The 17,157-nt window shown below is 40.8% G+C and carries 18 protein-coding genes; 5 read left to right on the top strand and 13 right to left on the bottom strand.

The window, feature by feature from the left end; genetic code table 11:
* Window positions 1–293 precede the first annotated feature (293 nt).
* Both JI723_RS18020 and JI723_RS18015 read left to right on the top strand, forming a co-directional pair.
* The gene (locus tag JI723_RS18020) at window positions 294–545 is read left to right on the top strand and encodes a YdgH/BhsA/McbA family protein (RefSeq protein WP_070925555.1); all 252 of its coding nucleotides are present in this window, start codon (window positions 294–296) and stop codon (window positions 543–545) included.
* Window positions 546–698: 153 nt separating this feature from the next.
* On the top strand, window positions 699–1,136 hold the full coding sequence (locus JI723_RS18015; protein ID WP_140181035.1) for a YhbP family protein: 438 nt from the start codon (window positions 699–701) through the stop codon (window positions 1,134–1,136).
* Here the strand turns inward: JI723_RS18015 and nrdG are convergent.
* The 11 genes from nrdG to phnR form a co-directional block, all read right to left on the bottom strand.
* Complete coding sequence (nrdG, locus tag JI723_RS18010) at window positions 1,133–1,597, bottom strand: anaerobic ribonucleoside-triphosphate reductase-activating protein (RefSeq protein ID WP_319067305.1); 465 nt, start codon at window positions 1,595–1,597, stop codon at window positions 1,133–1,135. The genes JI723_RS18015 and nrdG overlap by 4 nt on opposite strands.
* A 4-nt stretch (window positions 1,598–1,601) precedes the next feature.
* A complete protein-coding gene (gene nrdD, locus JI723_RS18005) occupies window positions 1,602–3,740 on the bottom strand; it encodes an anaerobic ribonucleoside-triphosphate reductase (RefSeq protein ID WP_283125971.1) in 2,139 nt (712 codons plus the stop codon).
* A gap of 406 nt (window positions 3,741–4,146) precedes the next feature.
* The gene (locus JI723_RS18000) at window positions 4,147–4,593 is read right to left on the bottom strand and encodes a GNAT family N-acetyltransferase (RefSeq protein ID WP_070925552.1); all 447 of its coding nucleotides are present in this window, start codon (window positions 4,591–4,593) and stop codon (window positions 4,147–4,149) included.
* A 332-nt stretch (window positions 4,594–4,925) separates the two neighbouring features.
* Window positions 4,926–5,312 (bottom strand): 2-iminobutanoate/2-iminopropanoate deaminase, encoded by a 387-nt coding sequence (ridA, locus tag JI723_RS17995; RefSeq protein WP_070925551.1) that lies wholly within the window; start codon window positions 5,310–5,312, stop codon window positions 4,926–4,928.
* Between the two features lie 108 nt (window positions 5,313–5,420).
* Complete coding sequence (pyrI, locus tag JI723_RS17990; RefSeq protein ID WP_070925550.1) at window positions 5,421–5,885, bottom strand: aspartate carbamoyltransferase regulatory subunit; 465 nt, start codon at window positions 5,883–5,885, stop codon at window positions 5,421–5,423.
* A 13-nt stretch (window positions 5,886–5,898) separates the two neighbouring features.
* Window positions 5,899–6,834, bottom strand: a complete 936-nt coding sequence (gene pyrB / locus JI723_RS17985; protein WP_319067301.1) for an aspartate carbamoyltransferase — start codon at window positions 6,832–6,834, stop codon at window positions 5,899–5,901.
* Between the two features lie 312 nt (window positions 6,835–7,146).
* A complete protein-coding gene (gene phnV, locus JI723_RS17980; protein ID WP_319067300.1) occupies window positions 7,147–7,944 on the bottom strand; it encodes a 2-aminoethylphosphonate ABC transport system, membrane component PhnV in 798 nt (265 codons plus the stop codon).
* Entirely contained in the window at window positions 7,938–8,807 is an 870-nt protein-coding gene (gene phnU, locus JI723_RS17975; RefSeq protein ID WP_319067299.1) for a 2-aminoethylphosphonate ABC transporter permease subunit, read from the bottom strand. Before phnU ends, phnV begins: the two co-directional genes overlap by 7 nt.
* Window position 8,808: 1 nt before the next feature.
* The gene (gene phnT, locus JI723_RS17970) at window positions 8,809–9,918 is read right to left on the bottom strand and encodes a 2-aminoethylphosphonate ABC transport system ATP-binding subunit PhnT (protein ID WP_369097229.1); all 1,110 of its coding nucleotides are present in this window, start codon (window positions 9,916–9,918) and stop codon (window positions 8,809–8,811) included.
* A 7-nt stretch (window positions 9,919–9,925) separates the two neighbouring features.
* Complete coding sequence (locus tag JI723_RS17965; protein ID WP_283125969.1) at window positions 9,926–10,939, bottom strand: 2-aminoethylphosphonate ABC transporter substrate-binding protein; 1,014 nt, start codon at window positions 10,937–10,939, stop codon at window positions 9,926–9,928.
* 120 nt (window positions 10,940–11,059) lie between these two features.
* Entirely contained in the window at window positions 11,060–11,779 is a 720-nt protein-coding gene (phnR, locus tag JI723_RS17960; RefSeq protein WP_283125968.1) for a phosphonate utilization transcriptional regulator PhnR, read from the bottom strand.
* A 140-nt stretch (window positions 11,780–11,919) separates the two neighbouring features.
* Between phnR and phnW the strand changes: the two genes are divergently transcribed.
* Both phnW and phnX read left to right on the top strand, forming a co-directional pair.
* Entirely contained in the window at window positions 11,920–13,029 is a 1,110-nt protein-coding gene (gene phnW, locus JI723_RS17955; RefSeq protein ID WP_283125967.1) for a 2-aminoethylphosphonate--pyruvate transaminase, read from the top strand.
* A 2-nt stretch (window positions 13,030–13,031) separates the two neighbouring features.
* A complete protein-coding gene (gene phnX, locus JI723_RS17950) occupies window positions 13,032–13,841 on the top strand; it encodes a phosphonoacetaldehyde hydrolase (protein ID WP_070925543.1) in 810 nt (269 codons plus the stop codon).
* A 248-nt stretch (window positions 13,842–14,089) separates the two neighbouring features.
* On the opposite strand, the gene JI723_RS17945 is transcribed toward phnX, so the two are convergent.
* A complete protein-coding gene (locus JI723_RS17945; protein ID WP_140181015.1) occupies window positions 14,090–14,557 on the bottom strand; it encodes a hypothetical protein in 468 nt (155 codons plus the stop codon).
* A gap of 778 nt (window positions 14,558–15,335) precedes the next feature.
* Window positions 15,336–16,361, bottom strand: a complete 1,026-nt coding sequence (gene argF / locus JI723_RS17940) for an ornithine carbamoyltransferase (protein WP_319067294.1) — start codon at window positions 16,359–16,361, stop codon at window positions 15,336–15,338.
* A gap of 163 nt (window positions 16,362–16,524) precedes the next feature.
* Here argF and rraB point away from each other — a divergent pair, with 163 nt between their 5' ends.
* Window positions 16,525–16,938, top strand: a complete 414-nt coding sequence (rraB, locus tag JI723_RS17935; RefSeq protein ID WP_180355036.1) for a ribonuclease E inhibitor RraB — start codon at window positions 16,525–16,527, stop codon at window positions 16,936–16,938.
* The last annotated feature ends 219 nt before the right edge of the window (window positions 16,939–17,157 follow it).

Raw genomic sequence — 17,157 nt, 5'->3', positions numbered from 1 at the left:
GCTTTTGTTGCCCTATTTTTATCTTTCTGTGCTGAAATCAAAGGAGAAAAAAGATGCCAAAATGTGAAAGGTTATCGAATAAAGATAAATGTAACATACTAAATTATAAACAAAAAATGACACGCAGTGTTCATGAATTTGTCATCAATACCATCCATCTAGATCAAATAATTTGAATGATAACAGCAAAATTAGCTAATTTTCATTATCAATTAAAGTGCATAATATGATCCATATCACAGGGGGACAATAAAATTCCCTGATAAAAACTGAATCTCAATGAGGAACACATTATGAAAAAATCAACATTAGTTGCTGCAACTTTAGCTTTAAGTGCTATTTCATTTGGAACAATGGCTGCTGAAGAAGTTCAACATTCTAGCCAACCAGCCGCAGGTTATGTTTCAGTAACAGGCGCTGTAAGTGTAAATGATCTGACCGCACAATTGGCCAAAAAAGCTGATGAAGCTGGTGCAAGTTCATTCCGCGTAATTTCTGCTGGTGGTGAAAACTCAATGAATGGTGTTGCTGCAATCTATAAATAGTAGTATTCGTCATACTGTGACGATATGAACCATATAGGTTATAGTGGTTAGCAAATTACCCATTTCTAAACGTTCAGAACAGCTTAAGCACGCTCGATGACATGAAATAGTGTATAAAGAGCGTGTTCTGAACGGCTAACTTAGGTTTTTGCGATGAATACCCAACAATCCTTACAACATATCCAGCGTTATTTTTCTCGCCAACACGTCTTTTCACTATTTACTTATCAAGATAATGATATCTGGCCTGCCAGTTGCTATTATGCATTTGATGCTAATCAGATGAGCCTGTTTTTTATGACTGATGCGAACTCGCGTCATGGTCAATTAATGCTTCAAAACAGCCGTGTTGCTGGCACAGTCTCCGCACAAACGAAAGTCGTTAGTCAAATCCAAGGGATCCAATTTATTGGTGAGGTGGTTGCTATTGTCGAAGCGGCACAGCAAACCGCCCGTGATTTCTACTGTCGCCGCTTCCCTGTGGCGTTAACAGCAAAGTTGCCTGTATGGCGATTAGATTTGCAAGAAGTCAAAATGGTGAATAATCAATTAGGCTTTGGTAGCAAATTGTATTGGCTGCGTGATAGTTAGCGTAGCCGGTGGATCACTTGATTACTGCTTCCTCGCCAAAGCAAAGCGGGATCATGCAATTCTTGAACAAATTTCCCATCCACTAACACGTTGATGAAACTCACCACTTTCTGCTGTTCGAGGGTGAGATCTGCAAATAGATAACCCGTCCATAGCCAAATATCTTTATCAGGGCACACCGTTTTTACACGTTGTACTAATTTCAAAATGGCAGGTAGGTTTGCGGGGTGTAGTGGATCCCCGCCGGAAATGGATAACCCTTGCCGACGGATACGTGGATCTTGCAGATCTTGGATGATTTGGTCTTCCATTACTTGTGTGAAGGGAAGACCTGAATCAATTCGCCATGTACTTTGGTTGTAGCAACCTTTGCATTGGTGGATGCAGCCAGAAACAAACAGTGTACAGCGTGTTCCTGGGCCATTCACCACATCAACTGGGTAGTATTGATGGTAATTCATCGCATTAACCCAGCTGGCCGTTGCCTAAATGTTTAATGCGTCGTTTGACTTCTTCTTGTTTACCCGCGTTAAATGGTCGAGCATCTGGGCTACCTAGATAACCACACACTCTGCGGATCACGGAGACACGGTTGGTGTCATGGTTACCACAACGTGGGCACACAAAACCTTTACTGGTACAGTTAAATTCACCGGTAAATCCACATTCATAACATTCATCAATAGGCGTGTTGGTTCCATAATAAGGTACATGTTCATAGCTGTAGTCCCAAACGTCTTCAAGTGCTTTCAAGTTGTGCTGTAAGTTTGGATACTCGCCGTAGCAAATAAAACCGCCATTTGCGAGAGCGGGGTATGGCTGTTCAAAATCAATCTTATCGTATGGGTTAACGCGTTTTTCAACATCAAGGTGGAAACTGTTGGTGTAGTAACCTTTTTCCGTAACACCTTCGATAACCCCAAACTCAGCAGTATCAAGGCGACAGAAACGATCACACAAGTTTTCACTTGGGGTGCTATAAAGGCTAAAACCATAGCCTGTTTCTGCTTTCCATTCATCGGTCGCTTGGCGTAGGCGATCTACAATCGCGATAGCTTTTTCTCTTAATAATGGGTTGTCGTACACATGCTGTTGTGTACCAAATAGTGCATTGATTGTTTCATGTAAGCCAATATAGCCTAATGAAATGGATGCGCGACCATTTTTAAAGATCTCCGCCACACTATCATCTGCTTTGAGTCGTACTCCGCAGGCGCCTTCCATATATAGGATAGGTGCAACGCGTGCTTTGACATTTTCTAGGCGTGCAATGCGTGTCATCAAGGCTTTTTTGGCGATCGCTAGGCGTTCTTCGAGTCGTTGCCAAAACGCGTCTTCATTGCCTTGCGCTTCAATGGCAATACGCGGCAGGTTAAGGCTAATGACACCTAAATTATTACGACCATCATGAATTTGTTGGCCATTTTCTTCGTAGACACCTAAGAAGCTGCGGCAGCCCATTGGCGTTTTAAACGAGCCCGTTACATCGACAACTTTGTCATAGTTTAAGATGTCGGGGTACATGCGTTTGCTCGCACACTCTAATGCTAACTGTTTGATATCATAGTTAGGATCACCATATTGGTGATTAAGGCCTTTTTTAATAGCAAACACTAATTTAGGGAAAACGGCAGTTTTACGATTTTTACCTAACCCAGCGATACGGTTTTTTAGAATGGATTGTTGGATCAAGCGTGCTTCTTGCGATGTGCCTAAACCAAACCCAAAGGTTACGAAGGGGGTTTGACCATTGGCGGTATGCAGTGTGTTCACTTCGTATTCAAGGGATTGGAAGGCATCGTAACATTCTTTTTCGGTTTGGCTATCAGCATAGCCTTTCGCATCTTCAATGCCCCAATTGATCGCTGTTTTTAGATGTTTTTCATAGCTGATGTGGACATAAGGAGCAAGGATTTCATCAATGCGGTTGATAGTGGTGCCACCATAAATATGGCTAGCTACTTGAGCGATAATTTGGGCTGTCACTGCGGTGGCAGTGGAAATTGATTTAGGAGGCTCTATTTCGGCATTACCCATTTTAAACCCATTAGTTAACATGCCTTCAAGATCAATCAGCATACAGTTAAACATGGGGAAAAATGGCGCATAATCGAGATCGTGATAATGAATTTCACCGCGTTCGTGAGCAATAACCACATCACGTGGCAAAATATGTTGTTTAGCGTAATGCTTTGCGACAATGCCTGCGAGCAAATCACGTTGGGTAGGGATCACTTTGCTGTCTTTGTTTGCATTTTCATTGAGTAATGAAACATTGCTTTGTTCAATCAGACCGCGAATATCATGGGTCAGTTGGCTACGTTTTTCGCGTTCATTATCTCGGTCATGGCGGTATTCGATATATGCACGAGCTAGGTTCTTATAGGGGCCAGACATGAGTTGGTTTTCAACAGCATCTTGGATCAGAGCGATATCCACTTTTTCACGGTTGCCAAGTAACTCTGTGACAGTTGTTGCAACTTGAAGAGAGTAGTCATCATCCTGAATATTCACCGCCGCCGCCGCACGTTTTATGGCTTCCTGAATTCTCTGGAGGTCAAAATTCACCTGACAACCGTCACGTTTAATTACAACCGTTTTCACTGTAATGCTCCTTATTGAGTTATCCACAAGCTTAAATGGCACGAAATAGGTGATCGTGGCACTGATTAGGATATTGTGGATAAAACTGTGAATAAATACTATATGTAGTGTCTTGGTGTAATTAAAGCACAATATATAGGTTATTGCTTTTTTTTAGCTACTCTTATTTTGATCCAAAACAAGGAAAAAAATAAATTGTATGAATATCAAAAGCAGAGGAACGAAAATAAAAAAAGTTATTGGGAGCGATAAAGAGATGCAGGGTATCGAGGAGGGCATTTGATGATGATAATCATGCTGAATAGAAGATTAATTAATTTTTCGTTTATTTTAAAAGAGATAATAGCTGTTGCCGTGTGTATTCTACTTGGCAACAGCCTCATACCTTATCAGGAATAACAGCGTATTATTTTAACAGGTCAAATTTTGCTAAATATTCTCCCCAATCTGCTAAACCTTGAAATTCGAAACCAACACTTTGATAGAAGAGGTGTGCTTCAAGATTATTAGTATGATACCCAATCATCATGGTTGGAATTTTATCTTGATTTGATAATTTGATCTCATCAATTATTAAGGCCATTGCCTGCCGCCCATAGCCTAAGCGTTGATAATTTTTATCTATCATGAAACGATAAATCCAATAGTTTCCATCATCAGGATCAATGCCATACATGACTAATCCAATGAGTACCTCTTCGTGCTGGATCCCTTTAACCGTGAAATTAGGTAAAAATTGAACTTCAGCAATTGAATATAAGTTGGATGCAATAAATTGGGATTGTGTTTCTGAAACTTGTAAATCGGCGCAATCTTCCCAGTTGTTTTTATCTAGCTTAACGAGCGTTACCATTAACTTCTCCTATTTAGAGAAGTACATCTTCTCTAAATTATAAATGAATAGAATAGGTGGTGAATATATTTAGTTTTTTGTTATGCATGATAACCTCCTTAACTTAAATTTATATTTTAGATCAATGAATGGTAGGGAGCCGGCTCAACTATGCAGGAATGCTAACAAAATAACAATATGCTTTAATAAATATGTTGTAAGTAAGAAATTAAGGTTGCTCATCATTGTAAAGCACGTGAAGTGTGGATTTAGCTTATTGCGGGGCGTATTAATTAAGAATTGATTATATAAAGAGGGAAAAGCGATATATTTCCCTCTTTATAATATAAGTACTATTTACGAACAGCGATCGCTTCGATTTCGATTTTTACATCTTTTGGTAAGCGAGCTACCTCAACGCAAGAACGCGCTGGGAATGGGGCATTATGCTGCTTGAAGAATTCTTCATAAGTTGCATTTACCGTCGCGAAGTCATTTAAGTCTTTCACGAATACTGTGGTTTTCACGATATTCGCCGCCGTTAAACCTGCTTTTTCTAAGATTGCCGCCACATTTGCCAGTGACTGGCGAGTTTGTGCTGCGATATCTTCAGGAACTTCACCCGTTTTTGGGTTTACAGGGATCTGACCAGAGGTGATCACCATACTACCTAAATCAACGCCTTGAACGTAAGGACCGATAGCCGCTGGTGCATTTTCTGTACTGATTTCGTATGACATAACTACTCCGTTTAATCAGGTAAAATTAGCATTATATAAGGGACAGTATAAAAGCTTTGTCGCTGACATACAAAGCTCATACAAAACCGCAGTCTACGCTGATATTGATTATTGATTATTGATCACGGCGTCTCTATCAAACTCTTTCTCACAGAATTTACAGGTTAGTGCGACTTCTTTGCCAACTTTTTTCACTTTAAATCCACTTGAAACAGGCTCATTGTGGCTAATGCAATTACTGTTTGGGCAGACGAGTACATTGTCGATATGCTCGGGTAATCTTAATTCAAGTTTCTCAACCACTTGGTAATCTTCAATACGATTCACTGTCGCTTCTGGAGCGTACATTGCCAGTTGGTTTGCTTGTTCTGGGGTTAAAAACGTATTTTCGATTTTGATTAAGTCTTTTTTACCCAAGTTATTCGACGGTAAATTTAACCCAATAGTGATGCGCTCATCGGTAAGTGTGAGCTTAAATAAGCTCAGTAATTTGAAACCAATTTGAGCAGGAATGTGGTCGATGACAGTACCGCAGCTGATAGCTTCTACTTGTAGTTTATGATCGTGTGTCATGATTGATTTCTCCTCAGATTGCCAGTTCTTTATTTAACACCAGTGATAGCAAGGCTTGTCGTGCATAAATACCATTACCTGCTTGTTGAAAATAGTAGGCGTAAGGTGTGCTATCAACATCGACGGTGATTTCATCGATACGTGGTAGTGGGTGTAGTACCTTCAGGTTTGGCTTTGCAACGTGTAAATCAACCGCTCGCAACACAAATTGTGCCTTCACATTGGCATATTCAGAAGGGTCTAAACGTTCTTTTTGTACCCGTGTCATATAGAGAATATCGAGCTCAGGCATTACTTCATCAATATTATTATGTAGGCTATAGGTAGAGCCTTTCTCTTCCAGTAGATGCAGAATATGCACTGGCATGGATAACGCATCTGGTGCGATAAAGTAAAAGTGATTTCCTTCAAACTTAGACAGTGCTTGCGTTAGCGAGTGGACAGTTCTGCCATATTTTAGGTCACCAACCATCGCAACTTGCAGATTTTCTAAACGGCCTTGTGTTTCTTGAATGGTAAACAGATCCAACAACGTTTGCGTTGGGTGTTGGTTGGATCCATCGCCCGCATTGATGACAGGGATATGACCTGCAAATTGACTGGCAAGGCGTGCGGCACCTTCTTGTGGGTGGCGCATCACAATTGCATCTACATATTGGCTGATAACCGAAATAGTATCTGCGAGGGTTTCACCTTTTTTACCTAAAGATGTATTAGTGCTATCCGAAAAGCCGACGACCGAGGCACCTAAGCGATGAATTGCAGTCTCAAAGGAGAGGCGTGTACGGGTTGATGCTTCAAAGAAACAACTTGCGATAACTTTATGTTTCAGAAATTCAGGCTGTTGTTGCTGTTTTAGAGAAGCAGCCACTTTGAGTACTAGCTCAAGGTCGGTGCGATCTAAATCATTAATTGAAATTATGTCGCGATGGTATAAAGGGTTCGGCATCGTTGTTCTCCTGTGTCAGCAAGATGTTTTAGGTAAAAGGCCAAAAAAAAGCCCCTCAATGAGGGGCTTTCTATCAAATACGGAGGGGAAAAACAGGCTCTCCAGACCGCCAGATGGCAGTGTAGTGGAGGTGTTCTCTGTAACAAATAGAGCGACAGCGTTCATGTTTTCTCCTGACAAATTGTGGCGCATTATACGCGTGTCTTTTCACGACGCAAGCGTTTGCATGCAGAAAAAATAAAATTTTTTTGTTATTTCGCGCTATCGACTCTCATACAATTCTGCGTAAAAAGAGAGAAATCAGTGAGATATTTATCGGCTGCTTAGTCGTTTGGCGATACGTTCCAATTGGATCATCAGCAGCAATGTCATTCCGACTAAAATAACCGTTAGTGCTGAGCCATCAGCAATATTTCCTCGGTCGGTTAAACTAAAAATAGATACTGGCAGTGTTGCCCATCCTGGAGGATAAAGCATCATGGTTGCGCCTAGCTCCCCTAAAGATAATGATAGGCTCAATGCTAATGCAGATATCATCCACGGCATTAATAATGGCAATGTGACATGGCATAAGCGATACCAAGGCGATGCACCTAAGCTAAAAGCAACATTTTCGATATCAGGAGAGATACGCGCTAGACCTGTTGATACATTACTAAAGGTAAATGCGCTTATCAGCACGAAATGTGCAGAGAAAATAATCCAAAATGTACCGTTCATCTGCAAATAGCCTTGGCTGAAAGCAACCAATATGCCTAGCCCGATCGAGACGGAAGGGATCGCACTGGGTAAATAGAAGGCAATGCCTAAGTATTTTTGTATTTTGGGAGAATGACGGCGTAGCGCTAAAGCGGCGCATAATCCACAGATTAAAGCAAATAGGCTGGCGCTAAAGCCAATTACCAGACTAGATAAAATGGCATCCCACGCAGGGCCTCGAAAGGCATTAACGAAGTGAATAAAAGTAAACCCTGAAGGTAATATTCCATTCCATTGCTGGCTAAAACTGGACATCAGGATGATGACGAGTGGCAGCAAAAAAATCACGCTAAATAAGCAGATAGCGATTGTCGCGGCAATGACACGGCTTTTTGATGACCATATTAGCATGATGATTTCCTCGTATTGATGCGACCCGTAGCCATTCGATATAAAGAGAATAAACCGAGTGACAGTAAAATATTAATTAACGCTATCATGCAGGCAACGGTGTAATTCGATTCAAGAATGGCCTTACTATAGACCATCATCGGCAATGTATTGACCCCTTTGGCGCCAATAAATAGCACAATGCCGAATTCATTGGTGGTGAGCAGTAAACATAGGCTTCCCCCAGCAAGCAAAGCAGGTAATGCAGCGGGAAAAATGACTTGGCGGATCACACGAGCAGGATGTGCACCAAGTACGCTAGCGGCTTCGAGTTGGCTTTTATCGATTTGACGCAGAGCCGCCATCAGTGGTCGCATAATTAACGGAGTGAAAACGGTAATTTCAGCCAAAATGACGCCATTAACGGAGTAAAGAAAATCAACGGGGGGGAGTTCAAAATCAAATAACGCCATGAGTGTGCCATTTAGTAACCCAGCGGAGCCATAGATAAAGGTAAAGGCGAGGGTGATCAAAAAGGTGGGTAGTGCAATAAACGTATCAATTACTTGTGTGATAAATCGGCTGCCCGTAAAAGGGATAAAAACCAATATCACAGAGAGAATACTACCAATGATCAAACAACCCAGTGTTGCAAAAACGGCAATGTACAGTGTATTGCTTAAGCCATTGATAAAGCGACGTGACTCAACCACTTCCCAAAACGTGGTTAAACCCCATTGCCCAGACTCATTTTGTAACGCTTGTTCTGCAATCAACAACAATGGGTAAAAGAACAGCGTAGCGAGTACTAATAATGGCAATAGTACCCATAAATAGGGGGATATCTTGATAGGACGACGATCTGTTTCTATTGCTTGTGACATGTCACGCCTCAATTAAAATCGTATTTGCGGGTGAAAACCATAAAGTTAGTGGATCGCCAATTTGTGGGCTTGGATGCAAGTGAGTGACAGCAACACTTATCGTTTCATTGGCTATGTCACAGATCAAATGGGTAAGATCGCCTTTCCAATTAATAGAACGTAAAGTGGCATTTAAGTGATTGGTCGTTTCTGGGCGTGGTGACAAGCTAATATGTTGCGGACGCACGCAAACCAGTTTATGGCCACTAGAGCGTACAGCTGAGGTTTGTGCTTCAATCAGTGCGCCTAAACAACTGACCGTCATTTGCCCAGAAGGCGGGATATCCCCAAGTGCGGTTGCGGGTAGGATATTGGCTCGGCCTAAAAACTCTGCCGCAAAACGATTAGGAGGCTGGTGATAAAGGGTGTTTTTTTCACCATGCGCGACCATATATCCCTCTTTCATTATGCCAATTTTATCCCCCAACGCGAGAGCTTCGGTCTGATCATGAGTAACATAAAGGATAGTTAATTCAGGTAATTCACGATGTAAACGTGCGATTTCTTCGACCATATTGTGGCGAATTTGTGCATCGAGAGCAGATAAGGGTTCATCAAGTAGTAATACCCGAGGCCGTACTGCAATGGCGCGAGCGATAGCGACACGCTGTTGTTGGCCACCAGAAAGTTGATGTGGATACCGTGTCGCATAGTCAGTCATACCTACAATTTTCAGTGCTTCAATCACACGTTCATTGACCAACGATTTAGGCTGTTTTTGCGCTCGTAGCCCAAAGGCAACATTATCTTCAACTTTCATATGAGGGAATAAGGCATAGTTTTGTACCACCATACCAAGCCCTCTTTGATAAGGTGGAAGATGGGTGATATCCGTATCACCCAGTAAAATACGTCCGCTGTCTGGTTGTGCAAAGCCGGCAATAGCGCGTAAAACAGTCGTTTTCCCTGAGCCAGATGGTCCGATAAGCACTAAAATTTCACCGGGCTCGATGGTCAGTGATAACGGTTTAAGTACCACGTTGTCATGATAGGACACTCTTAATGAATCAAGGGTGATCCCTGAATGTGCCGCCGTTTGTATCGTTGAATTAGTCATTTTTTTCATCAACATATCTGTATTACTCACTTTCAGTGGCTTTGTGCCAACGTGCAATATCGTCCGAAAGTGCAACGGCAACTTCATCCCAATTAGGTTGCCAACTTTTCACGCCTTCCATGGTTTTGATTGCGGTACGATATTTTTCATCAGTTGGGGTAATATCGGTGCGTACTGGGATCCCCCATGAAAGCTCACTGACTCGGCTTTGTGATTGTTGACTTAATAAAAAATTAATGAGTTTTTTACCATTTTCGGTTTCAGGACCACCTTCAACTAAACCAACCACATAAGGCAGGATCAAAGTAGAACGTTGCCCCTGCTTATCTTCAGGCCAAAAGATTTTGACATTCGGATTACGCTCCATTTGCGATAGGTTCATTTGTAAATCGCCATTAGCAACGTATAGCTCTCCCTTGTTAACCAGTGCAGTCAACTTACCTGTTGATGCGGAAGGGCCAACATTGTTCGCTTGCAACTTACCTAAATAATCTAGCCCCGCTTGTTTGCTGCCAAAGTTATGAAACACCTGTAGCATGACAGCGGTTCCATCTCCAGCTTGACCCGGGGTCGAGTACTGAAGTTTATTTTTAAAGCGGCTATCGAGTAATGAATCCCAATTTTTAGGGGGAGCTTTTAACAATTTATCGTTATAGATGAATGTCAGATAATTATTGACGATAGGAGTGTAATATTTGGTTGAATTGGGAATCGTTGTTGCGGCATCAGGAGTAAATTCAGCGAGTAGCTTGCTAGTGGCTGCGCGTTGAATAAAAGGCGGTATAGTGACCAACACATCAGCTTGCGGGTTTGTACGTTCTTTGGCGAGACGCTCGACAATAGCCCCCGATCCACTTTCTACATATTGTACTTTGATACCAGTTTGTTGGGTAAATTCATTAAATTGGTTTTGATACCAGCTGTTGTTGCCATCGTGCAGGCCATCGGCGGAATAAACTGTGACAACGGGTGCCGTTAGCGCGGGAGCGGAACATAGTGTAGCCATTAATAAGCAAGAAAGGCGAGAAAGTTTCATGGTGATCTCCTGTTAGCGAAAGTTTTCTGGTATATACCAGTTGGCTTTACGCTAAAGAGAGATTATGACAGAAAGATGAAAATCTATTTTTTTTCGAAAAATCTATTTTCATGAACCGTGCTACAAGGTATCAACCTCAATACGCAGGCTATCATGACGCCAATATTCCACATCATAATCCAGTATGCGCCCATATTGGTCATAGTTTAAGCGTTGTAATAAGAGCGCGGGACGGCCGACTGTGACGCCTAATGCATTAGCGGCCGGCTCAGGCATCGCGGTTGGGTAAAATGATAGGTGCATACTGGTGTAAATCAGGTTGTAGTGCGTTTCATACACTTCAGTGAGGCTGCCATTCAGATCATGACTGAGTAATTCGGGGACGCGAGCAGGTAAACAATGGTTTTCGCAATAACAAATAGCGCGATCATCTGCAAAACGTAATCGAGTGAGTAAATAGATTTTTTCAAAAGGCTCTAGCAGCAATGGCTTGGCAACTTGGTTTGGTACGGTGACAACACGACCATCCAATAATTCTGTTTTAGGCTGACGACCTTGCTCAAGGCACAATTTATGGAAGTTAGTGTTTTGGGTTGGGTTGAGCCATAAGCGTTCAGGTGTGACAAACCAGCCGCGTCGCTCGGAACGGTAAATCAAACCACTGGACTCTAGCTGCATCAAACTTTCACGAATGGTGATACGAGTGGTGTGGTATATCGAGCACAACTCACGCTCTGAAGGCAGTTTGTCACCACTCTTTAAGCTGCCATTTTCGATTTTTGCTTGCAATTGCGCGGTGATCAACCGGTATTGCGGAAGCTCTTCAGTCGTCGATTTCATAAATTTTCACCACGTTAGTTATCCAGCACATTATACAGAGTTATATGAATTTTTTGTTGCAGAGTGACTTTTCCTTTGACCTTTTAAGTTAACTATACGCATTATAATGCCTATCTGGTATAGACCAATAGGTGAGTTGAATGTCTGATCGTAATTATTTGTTATTAACCCCCGGTCCTTTGACGACATCACAAACGGTAAAACAAGCCATGCTGTTTGATAGTTGTACATGGGATGATGACTATAACCTTGGTGTAGTACAGCAAGTTCGTCAGAAATTAGTCTCTTTAGCGACCGCAGCGGCTGGATACACGTCAGTTTTAATTCAAGGTAGCGGTAGTTTTGCTGTTGAGGCGTTATTAGGGAGTGCGATTAGTTCGCAGCACAAGCTACTGATCATTAGCAATGGCGCATATGGTAGACGTATGGCCGAAATGGCTCAGCGTATGGGGTTATCCCATCATTTATATGATTGTGGTGAAGTGGCGCTACCCGACCTTCATCATATCGAGCAGTTATTACAGCGAGATCAAAATATTACGCATATTGCGATGGTGCATTGCGAAACAACGACAGGGATCTTGAATCCTATCGCCTCAGTGGGGGAATTGGCTAAACGCTATAATAAGCGTTATCTAGTTGATGCAATGAGTAGTTTTGGTGGTATTCCAATGGATATCGCTCAACTTAATATTGATTTTATGATCAGTTCTGCCAATAAATGTATTCAAGGTGTGCCAGGCTTTGCTTTTGTTATTGCTAGGGTGAATGAATTGGAGCAATGTGAAAATCGCTCTCGTTCATTGTCTTTGGATCTGTATGCTCAGTGGCAATGTATGGAGCAATATCATGGTAAATGGCGTTTTACTTCCCCGACACATACTGTATTGGCATTTGCACAAGCTTTACAAGAGTTGGAACATGAAGGGGGAATAACTGCTCGCCATCATCGTTATTCACAAAATCAAATCAAATTGGTTGCTGGTATGCGAGAGCTAGGCTTTGAAACTTTACTTGATGAGGCAATGCAATCGCCAATTATTACTGCATTTTATTCACCTAAAAACCCACATTACCGCTTTAAATCATTTTATGAGCGGCTAAAAGCCCAAGGATTTGTTATCTATCCGGGGAAAGTTTCACAAAGTGATTGTTTCCGTATCGGTAATATTGGTGAAGTTTATCAACAAGATATTGCTGCTCTATTGTTGGCGATCGAGAAGGCTATGTATTGGAAAAATGAGGAATAATGATGAGTCGTATTAATGCAGTGATCCTTGATTGGGCGGGTACAACGGTAGATTTCGGCTCTTTTGCACCAACCCAAATTTTTATTGAAGCATTTCATCGTGTGTTTGATATTGATATTACCCTTGCTGAAGCACGTATACCTATGGGGCTGGGTAAATGGCAACATATTGAAGCATTAGGCAAGCTAGCGGCAATTGATGAGCGCTGGCAGCAGAAATTTGGACGTTCAATGTCTCATGATGACATTGATGCTATTTATGAAGCCTTTATGCCATTGCAAATCGCCAAAGTCATTGATTTTGCAGCTCCTATCGATGGTGTTATTGATACCATCAAAACACTCCGCTCTTCAGGGATCAAAATTGGTTCATGCTCTGGTTACCCACGGGCCGTGATGGAAAAATTAGTACCCGCAGCAGAGCAGTTAGGCTACAAGCCTGATTATTGGATTGCTAGTGATGAGCTTGCGGCTGGTGGCCGCCCAGGGCCTTGGATGGCGTTAAAAAACGTGATTGAATTGGGCGTTGATGCTGTTTTCCATTGTGTGAAAGTCGACGATGCGGTACCGGGAATTGAAGAAGGCCGTAACGCAGGTATGTGGAGCGTTGGGCTAGCATTATCAGGTAATGAGTTCGGCAAAACATGGGATGAATATCAGAACATGTCCGCTGATGCAGTGGATCGGCTACGGCAACATGCAGCCGATAAATTATTTACTGCGGGTGCCCATTACGTCGTGGATACCTTAGCGGATTTACCTGATGTTATTGAACAAATCAATAAGCGGTTAGCGAAGGGCGAAAGACCTTAGTTTTTATTATTGCTTTGTTAATTATTTTTATCAGTATGATTGGCTTACTTTGATTTGATCTTCAAATTGGATTAAGTAGGCCAAATAGGCTGTTATTTCAAGGTAAATTCATATTATAAGTTGTGTATAACAAGCGCTAATTGCCTCTGACTCTTCATATTTTTTAGGTGGCTCAAAGTGTGTAAGCCACGTCTAACATCAATGAAAGAGAGAGCACCGTGGTGACAACGTACAGTTAGTAGCTATCATTAATGAATGGTTCCTGTGCGATTAAAAAAATCGAGAAGGTATTGCTCAAGCTCATTTTTTTGAAAAAAACGTTTATAAAAGAAGCTACGGAAACGAAAAACACAGCGCTTTAGTCTTGTTATTCGCCATTGTTGCTGCTTGGCTTCCCACAATAATTGTAGTTGTGTGCGAAATTTGGGCGTAGTGATATCAAAAATAAATAAAGCAATTTTAATTTTTTCTGATTTTTTATCCCATTGAGGTGAAAAACGTAAAACTATCGTATGTTCATTAGGATAATGAAGATGAAGAAGGCGATCAGGGCCGCTGACATGGTTAGTCAATGTTTCTACTGTTTTAGATGTCGTTAACCATTGTGAAACTTCTTGATATAGCTGCGTCAAATGATTTTGCCGTCTCTGGCGATAGTATTCCTGCTGAGATTGACGTTGTTGTTGAGATTGCAAAGCGTGTTTTATTTTATCCATATCGTTAGGCTCATTCTTGCAATATAACTGGTGTTATTTCATATAAATAAATGATGAAGTTATAGGGTTATCATCTATAAAATAATATAAGGTATATTTTAAATAAAAATTCAAAGAAAGCGTATTTAACCAATGATGATAGTAACAATAATTCTAACTTTATTTAAATGAAGCCTCAATAACAATTTTGTTGTTGAGTATGCTATTATCATGTTAATCGTTTGATTAATATAATAAGAAGTTAAATAAATTAAATTAATTATAAATTGCTATTGATGTGAAATAAATAATATTACAGTATTTACTATAATTTTTATTGATAATCATTATCTAAATGTAGTTGTTTATCGTTCTTGGAACTCATTAACTGATTAATATATTTGTGTTTTTTGTTTTGAGGGGATTTTTCGTTAAATTGACATGATTGTGTTGACGAAGCGATAAAGTAGAGTGATTTCAATTATGTTATATATTAGATGGAATGTAAAAATATCGTTCTATTCTTTATTCTCATTTTTTATGAGGTTGTTTTTTGTCTTCAAAAAGTTTGTTGTTGTGACATTGAAGAGATGTATTTTGGTTATGTTCAATCATTATTAATTATTATTATTTATAGTAATTAGCATTGTTTTATATTTAAAATATCCATCTGTTTTTAGAGTGGATGTTACCTACATGCTTAATGAAGTAGTTATTGATTAATGATATCTTTAATTATTTATTATTAATTATGTTTGCAAACATCACAATCAGGGTGATGTTTGCAAATATGGCAGGATCAAATGACATCTTTTGGCAGCTCAGGCGCTAATGTTGCGACCATAACTGCTTTGATTGTGTGTAATCGGTTTTCTGCTTCATCAAATACAATGCTGTACGGAGACTCAAAAACCTCTTCAGTAACCTCTAATCCACCCCACATATCAAACTCCTCAGCAAGTTGTGCGCCTAGTGTCGTATCTTCATTATGGAATGCAGGTAAGCAATGTAGGAATTTTACATCAGGGTTGCCAGTTAGTTTAATCACATCCATATTGACTTGATAAGGTTTGAGCAATTTGATCCGCTCAGCCCAAACCGCTTTTGGCTCTCCCATTGAAACCCACACATCGGTGTAAAGAAAATCAGTATCTTTTACCCCTTCAGCGACATCTTCGGTTAAGGTTATTTTACCGCCTGTTTTGTGTGCTGCTTGTTGGCAAATTTCAACTAACTCTTGCTCTGGCCAGCAACTTTTTGGTGCGACTAAGCGAATATCCATCCCTGTTAACGCGGCTGCTTCTAACATGGAGTTCCCCATGTTATTACGTGCATCACCCAGATAGGCAAATTTAACTTCAGACAATGGCTTGTTTGGTTGGTGTTCTTGAATTGTCAGCAGATCGGCCAATAACTGTGTGGGATGGAATTCATTGGTTAATCCATTCCATACAGGCACTCCCGAATGAGCAGCCAGCATTTCAACATTAGATTGGCTGAATCCCCGATACTGAATACCATCATACATTCGGCCGAGAACACGAGCGGTATCTTTCATGGTTTCTTTATGACCGATTTGGCTACCTGATGGACCAAGATAGGTAACACGAGCACCTTGATCAAATGCGCCCACTTCAAAAGCACAGCGGGTACGGGTGGAATCTTTTTCAAAAATTAACGCGATATTTTTACCTGCTAGCAGGGGTTGTTCAAGACCTGCTTTCTTCTGTGCTTTCAGCCATGCTGATAGTTTTAATAGTGAATGAATTTCACTGGGCGTAAAATCAAGTAACCTTAGAAAGTGCTTTTTATAGAAGGGGTTCATAGAATATAGCCTTTTTTTATTGAATTAATATTCAATTTATATTCATAAAAATTCAAAATCAACCCCTTATAGAAAAGAAATTATTCATATAAGTATGGTTTCACTGGCTACCCTATGGGAGAATGAGTTTGAGACTAGCAATAATGATAAAAGGGGTGTGGACATGGTGGATAAAGCTGAACAAGAAGCTCAATACGAAGAAACTCGTTTAATTATTGAAGAGTTACTGGAAGACGGTAGTGATCCAGATGCATTATATGCAATTGAACACCATTTCTCTGCTGATAATTTTGAACTACTCGAAAAAGCCGCAGTAGAAGCCTTTAAATTAGGTTATGAAGTCACTGATGCTGAAGAACTCGAAGTTGAAAATGGCGTAACACTGATGTGTTGCGATGTGATCAGCGAAAGTGCATTAAATGCAGAATTGATCGATGCGCAAGTTGATCAGCTAATGAAACTGGCAGAAAAAATCGGTATTAATTACGATGGGTGGGGAACTTATTTTGAGGATCCTGACGCAGAGTATGATGACGAAGACGCTGACGATGAAGAAGAAGGCGAACGCATTCACTAATCAGAGCTGATAACCAGAGGATAGCTATGGGCTATCCTCTGGGGTTTTAATAAGCTATGATTTTTTAATCGGGCATGTAAATCATGCTGTATATAGGTTTGTTACCAAATCTGCTGATTAAAAGTGATAGTGACCTCAATTATAAAATAGTTTATCACCTGCTCTCTGCTTTGAAGTGATCTATTTCATTTTTGAAAGTCGATTTATTCGTGAAATAAG

The organism is Providencia manganoxydans (genome assembly GCF_016618195.1).
GTDB classification, from domain to species: domain Bacteria; phylum Pseudomonadota; class Gammaproteobacteria; order Enterobacterales; family Enterobacteriaceae; genus Providencia; species Providencia manganoxydans.
This window is presented reverse-complemented; position numbering and strand designations above follow the sequence as displayed.

Bases quoted from the DNA above. Each gene is read 5' to 3' on its own strand.
- JI723_RS17965 (WP_283125969.1), bottom strand. From the start codon at position 10,939: ATGAAACTTTCTCGCCTTTCTTGCTTATTAATGGCTACACTATGTTCC.
- JI723_RS18000 (WP_070925552.1), bottom strand. From the start codon at position 4,593: ATGGTAACGCTCGTTAAGCTAGATAAAAACAACTGGGAAGATTGCGCC.
- rraB (WP_180355036.1), top strand. From the start codon at position 16,525: ATGGTGGATAAAGCTGAACAAGAAGCTCAATACGAAGAAACTCGTTTA.
- pyrB (WP_319067301.1), bottom strand. From the start codon at position 6,834: ATGCCGAACCCTTTATACCATCGCGACATAATTTCAATTAATGATTTA.
- phnW (WP_283125967.1), top strand. From the start codon at position 11,920: ATGTCTGATCGTAATTATTTGTTATTAACCCCCGGTCCTTTGACGACA.
- phnX (WP_070925543.1), top strand. From the start codon at position 13,032: ATGAGTCGTATTAATGCAGTGATCCTTGATTGGGCGGGTACAACGGTA.
- JI723_RS18020 (WP_070925555.1), top strand. From the start codon at position 294: ATGAAAAAATCAACATTAGTTGCTGCAACTTTAGCTTTAAGTGCTATT.
- JI723_RS18015 (WP_140181035.1), top strand. From the start codon at position 699: ATGAATACCCAACAATCCTTACAACATATCCAGCGTTATTTTTCTCGC.
- nrdG (WP_319067305.1), bottom strand. From the start codon at position 1,597: ATGAATTACCATCAATACTACCCAGTTGATGTGGTGAATGGCCCAGGA.
- phnV (WP_319067300.1), bottom strand. From the start codon at position 7,944: ATGCTAATATGGTCATCAAAAAGCCGTGTCATTGCCGCGACAATCGCT.
- pyrI (WP_070925550.1), bottom strand. From the start codon at position 5,885: ATGACACACGATCATAAACTACAAGTAGAAGCTATCAGCTGCGGTACT.
- phnR (WP_283125968.1), bottom strand. From the start codon at position 11,779: ATGAAATCGACGACTGAAGAGCTTCCGCAATACCGGTTGATCACCGCG.
- argF (WP_319067294.1), bottom strand. From the start codon at position 16,361: ATGAACCCCTTCTATAAAAAGCACTTTCTAAGGTTACTTGATTTTACG.
- phnT (WP_369097229.1), bottom strand. From the start codon at position 9,918: ATGTTGATGAAAAAAATGACTAATTCAACGATACAAACGGCGGCACAT.
- JI723_RS17945 (WP_140181015.1), bottom strand. From the start codon at position 14,557: ATGGATAAAATAAAACACGCTTTGCAATCTCAACAACAACGTCAATCT.
- phnU (WP_319067299.1), bottom strand. From the start codon at position 8,807: ATGTCACAAGCAATAGAAACAGATCGTCGTCCTATCAAGATATCCCCC.
- ridA (WP_070925551.1), bottom strand. From the start codon at position 5,312: ATGTCATACGAAATCAGTACAGAAAATGCACCAGCGGCTATCGGTCCT.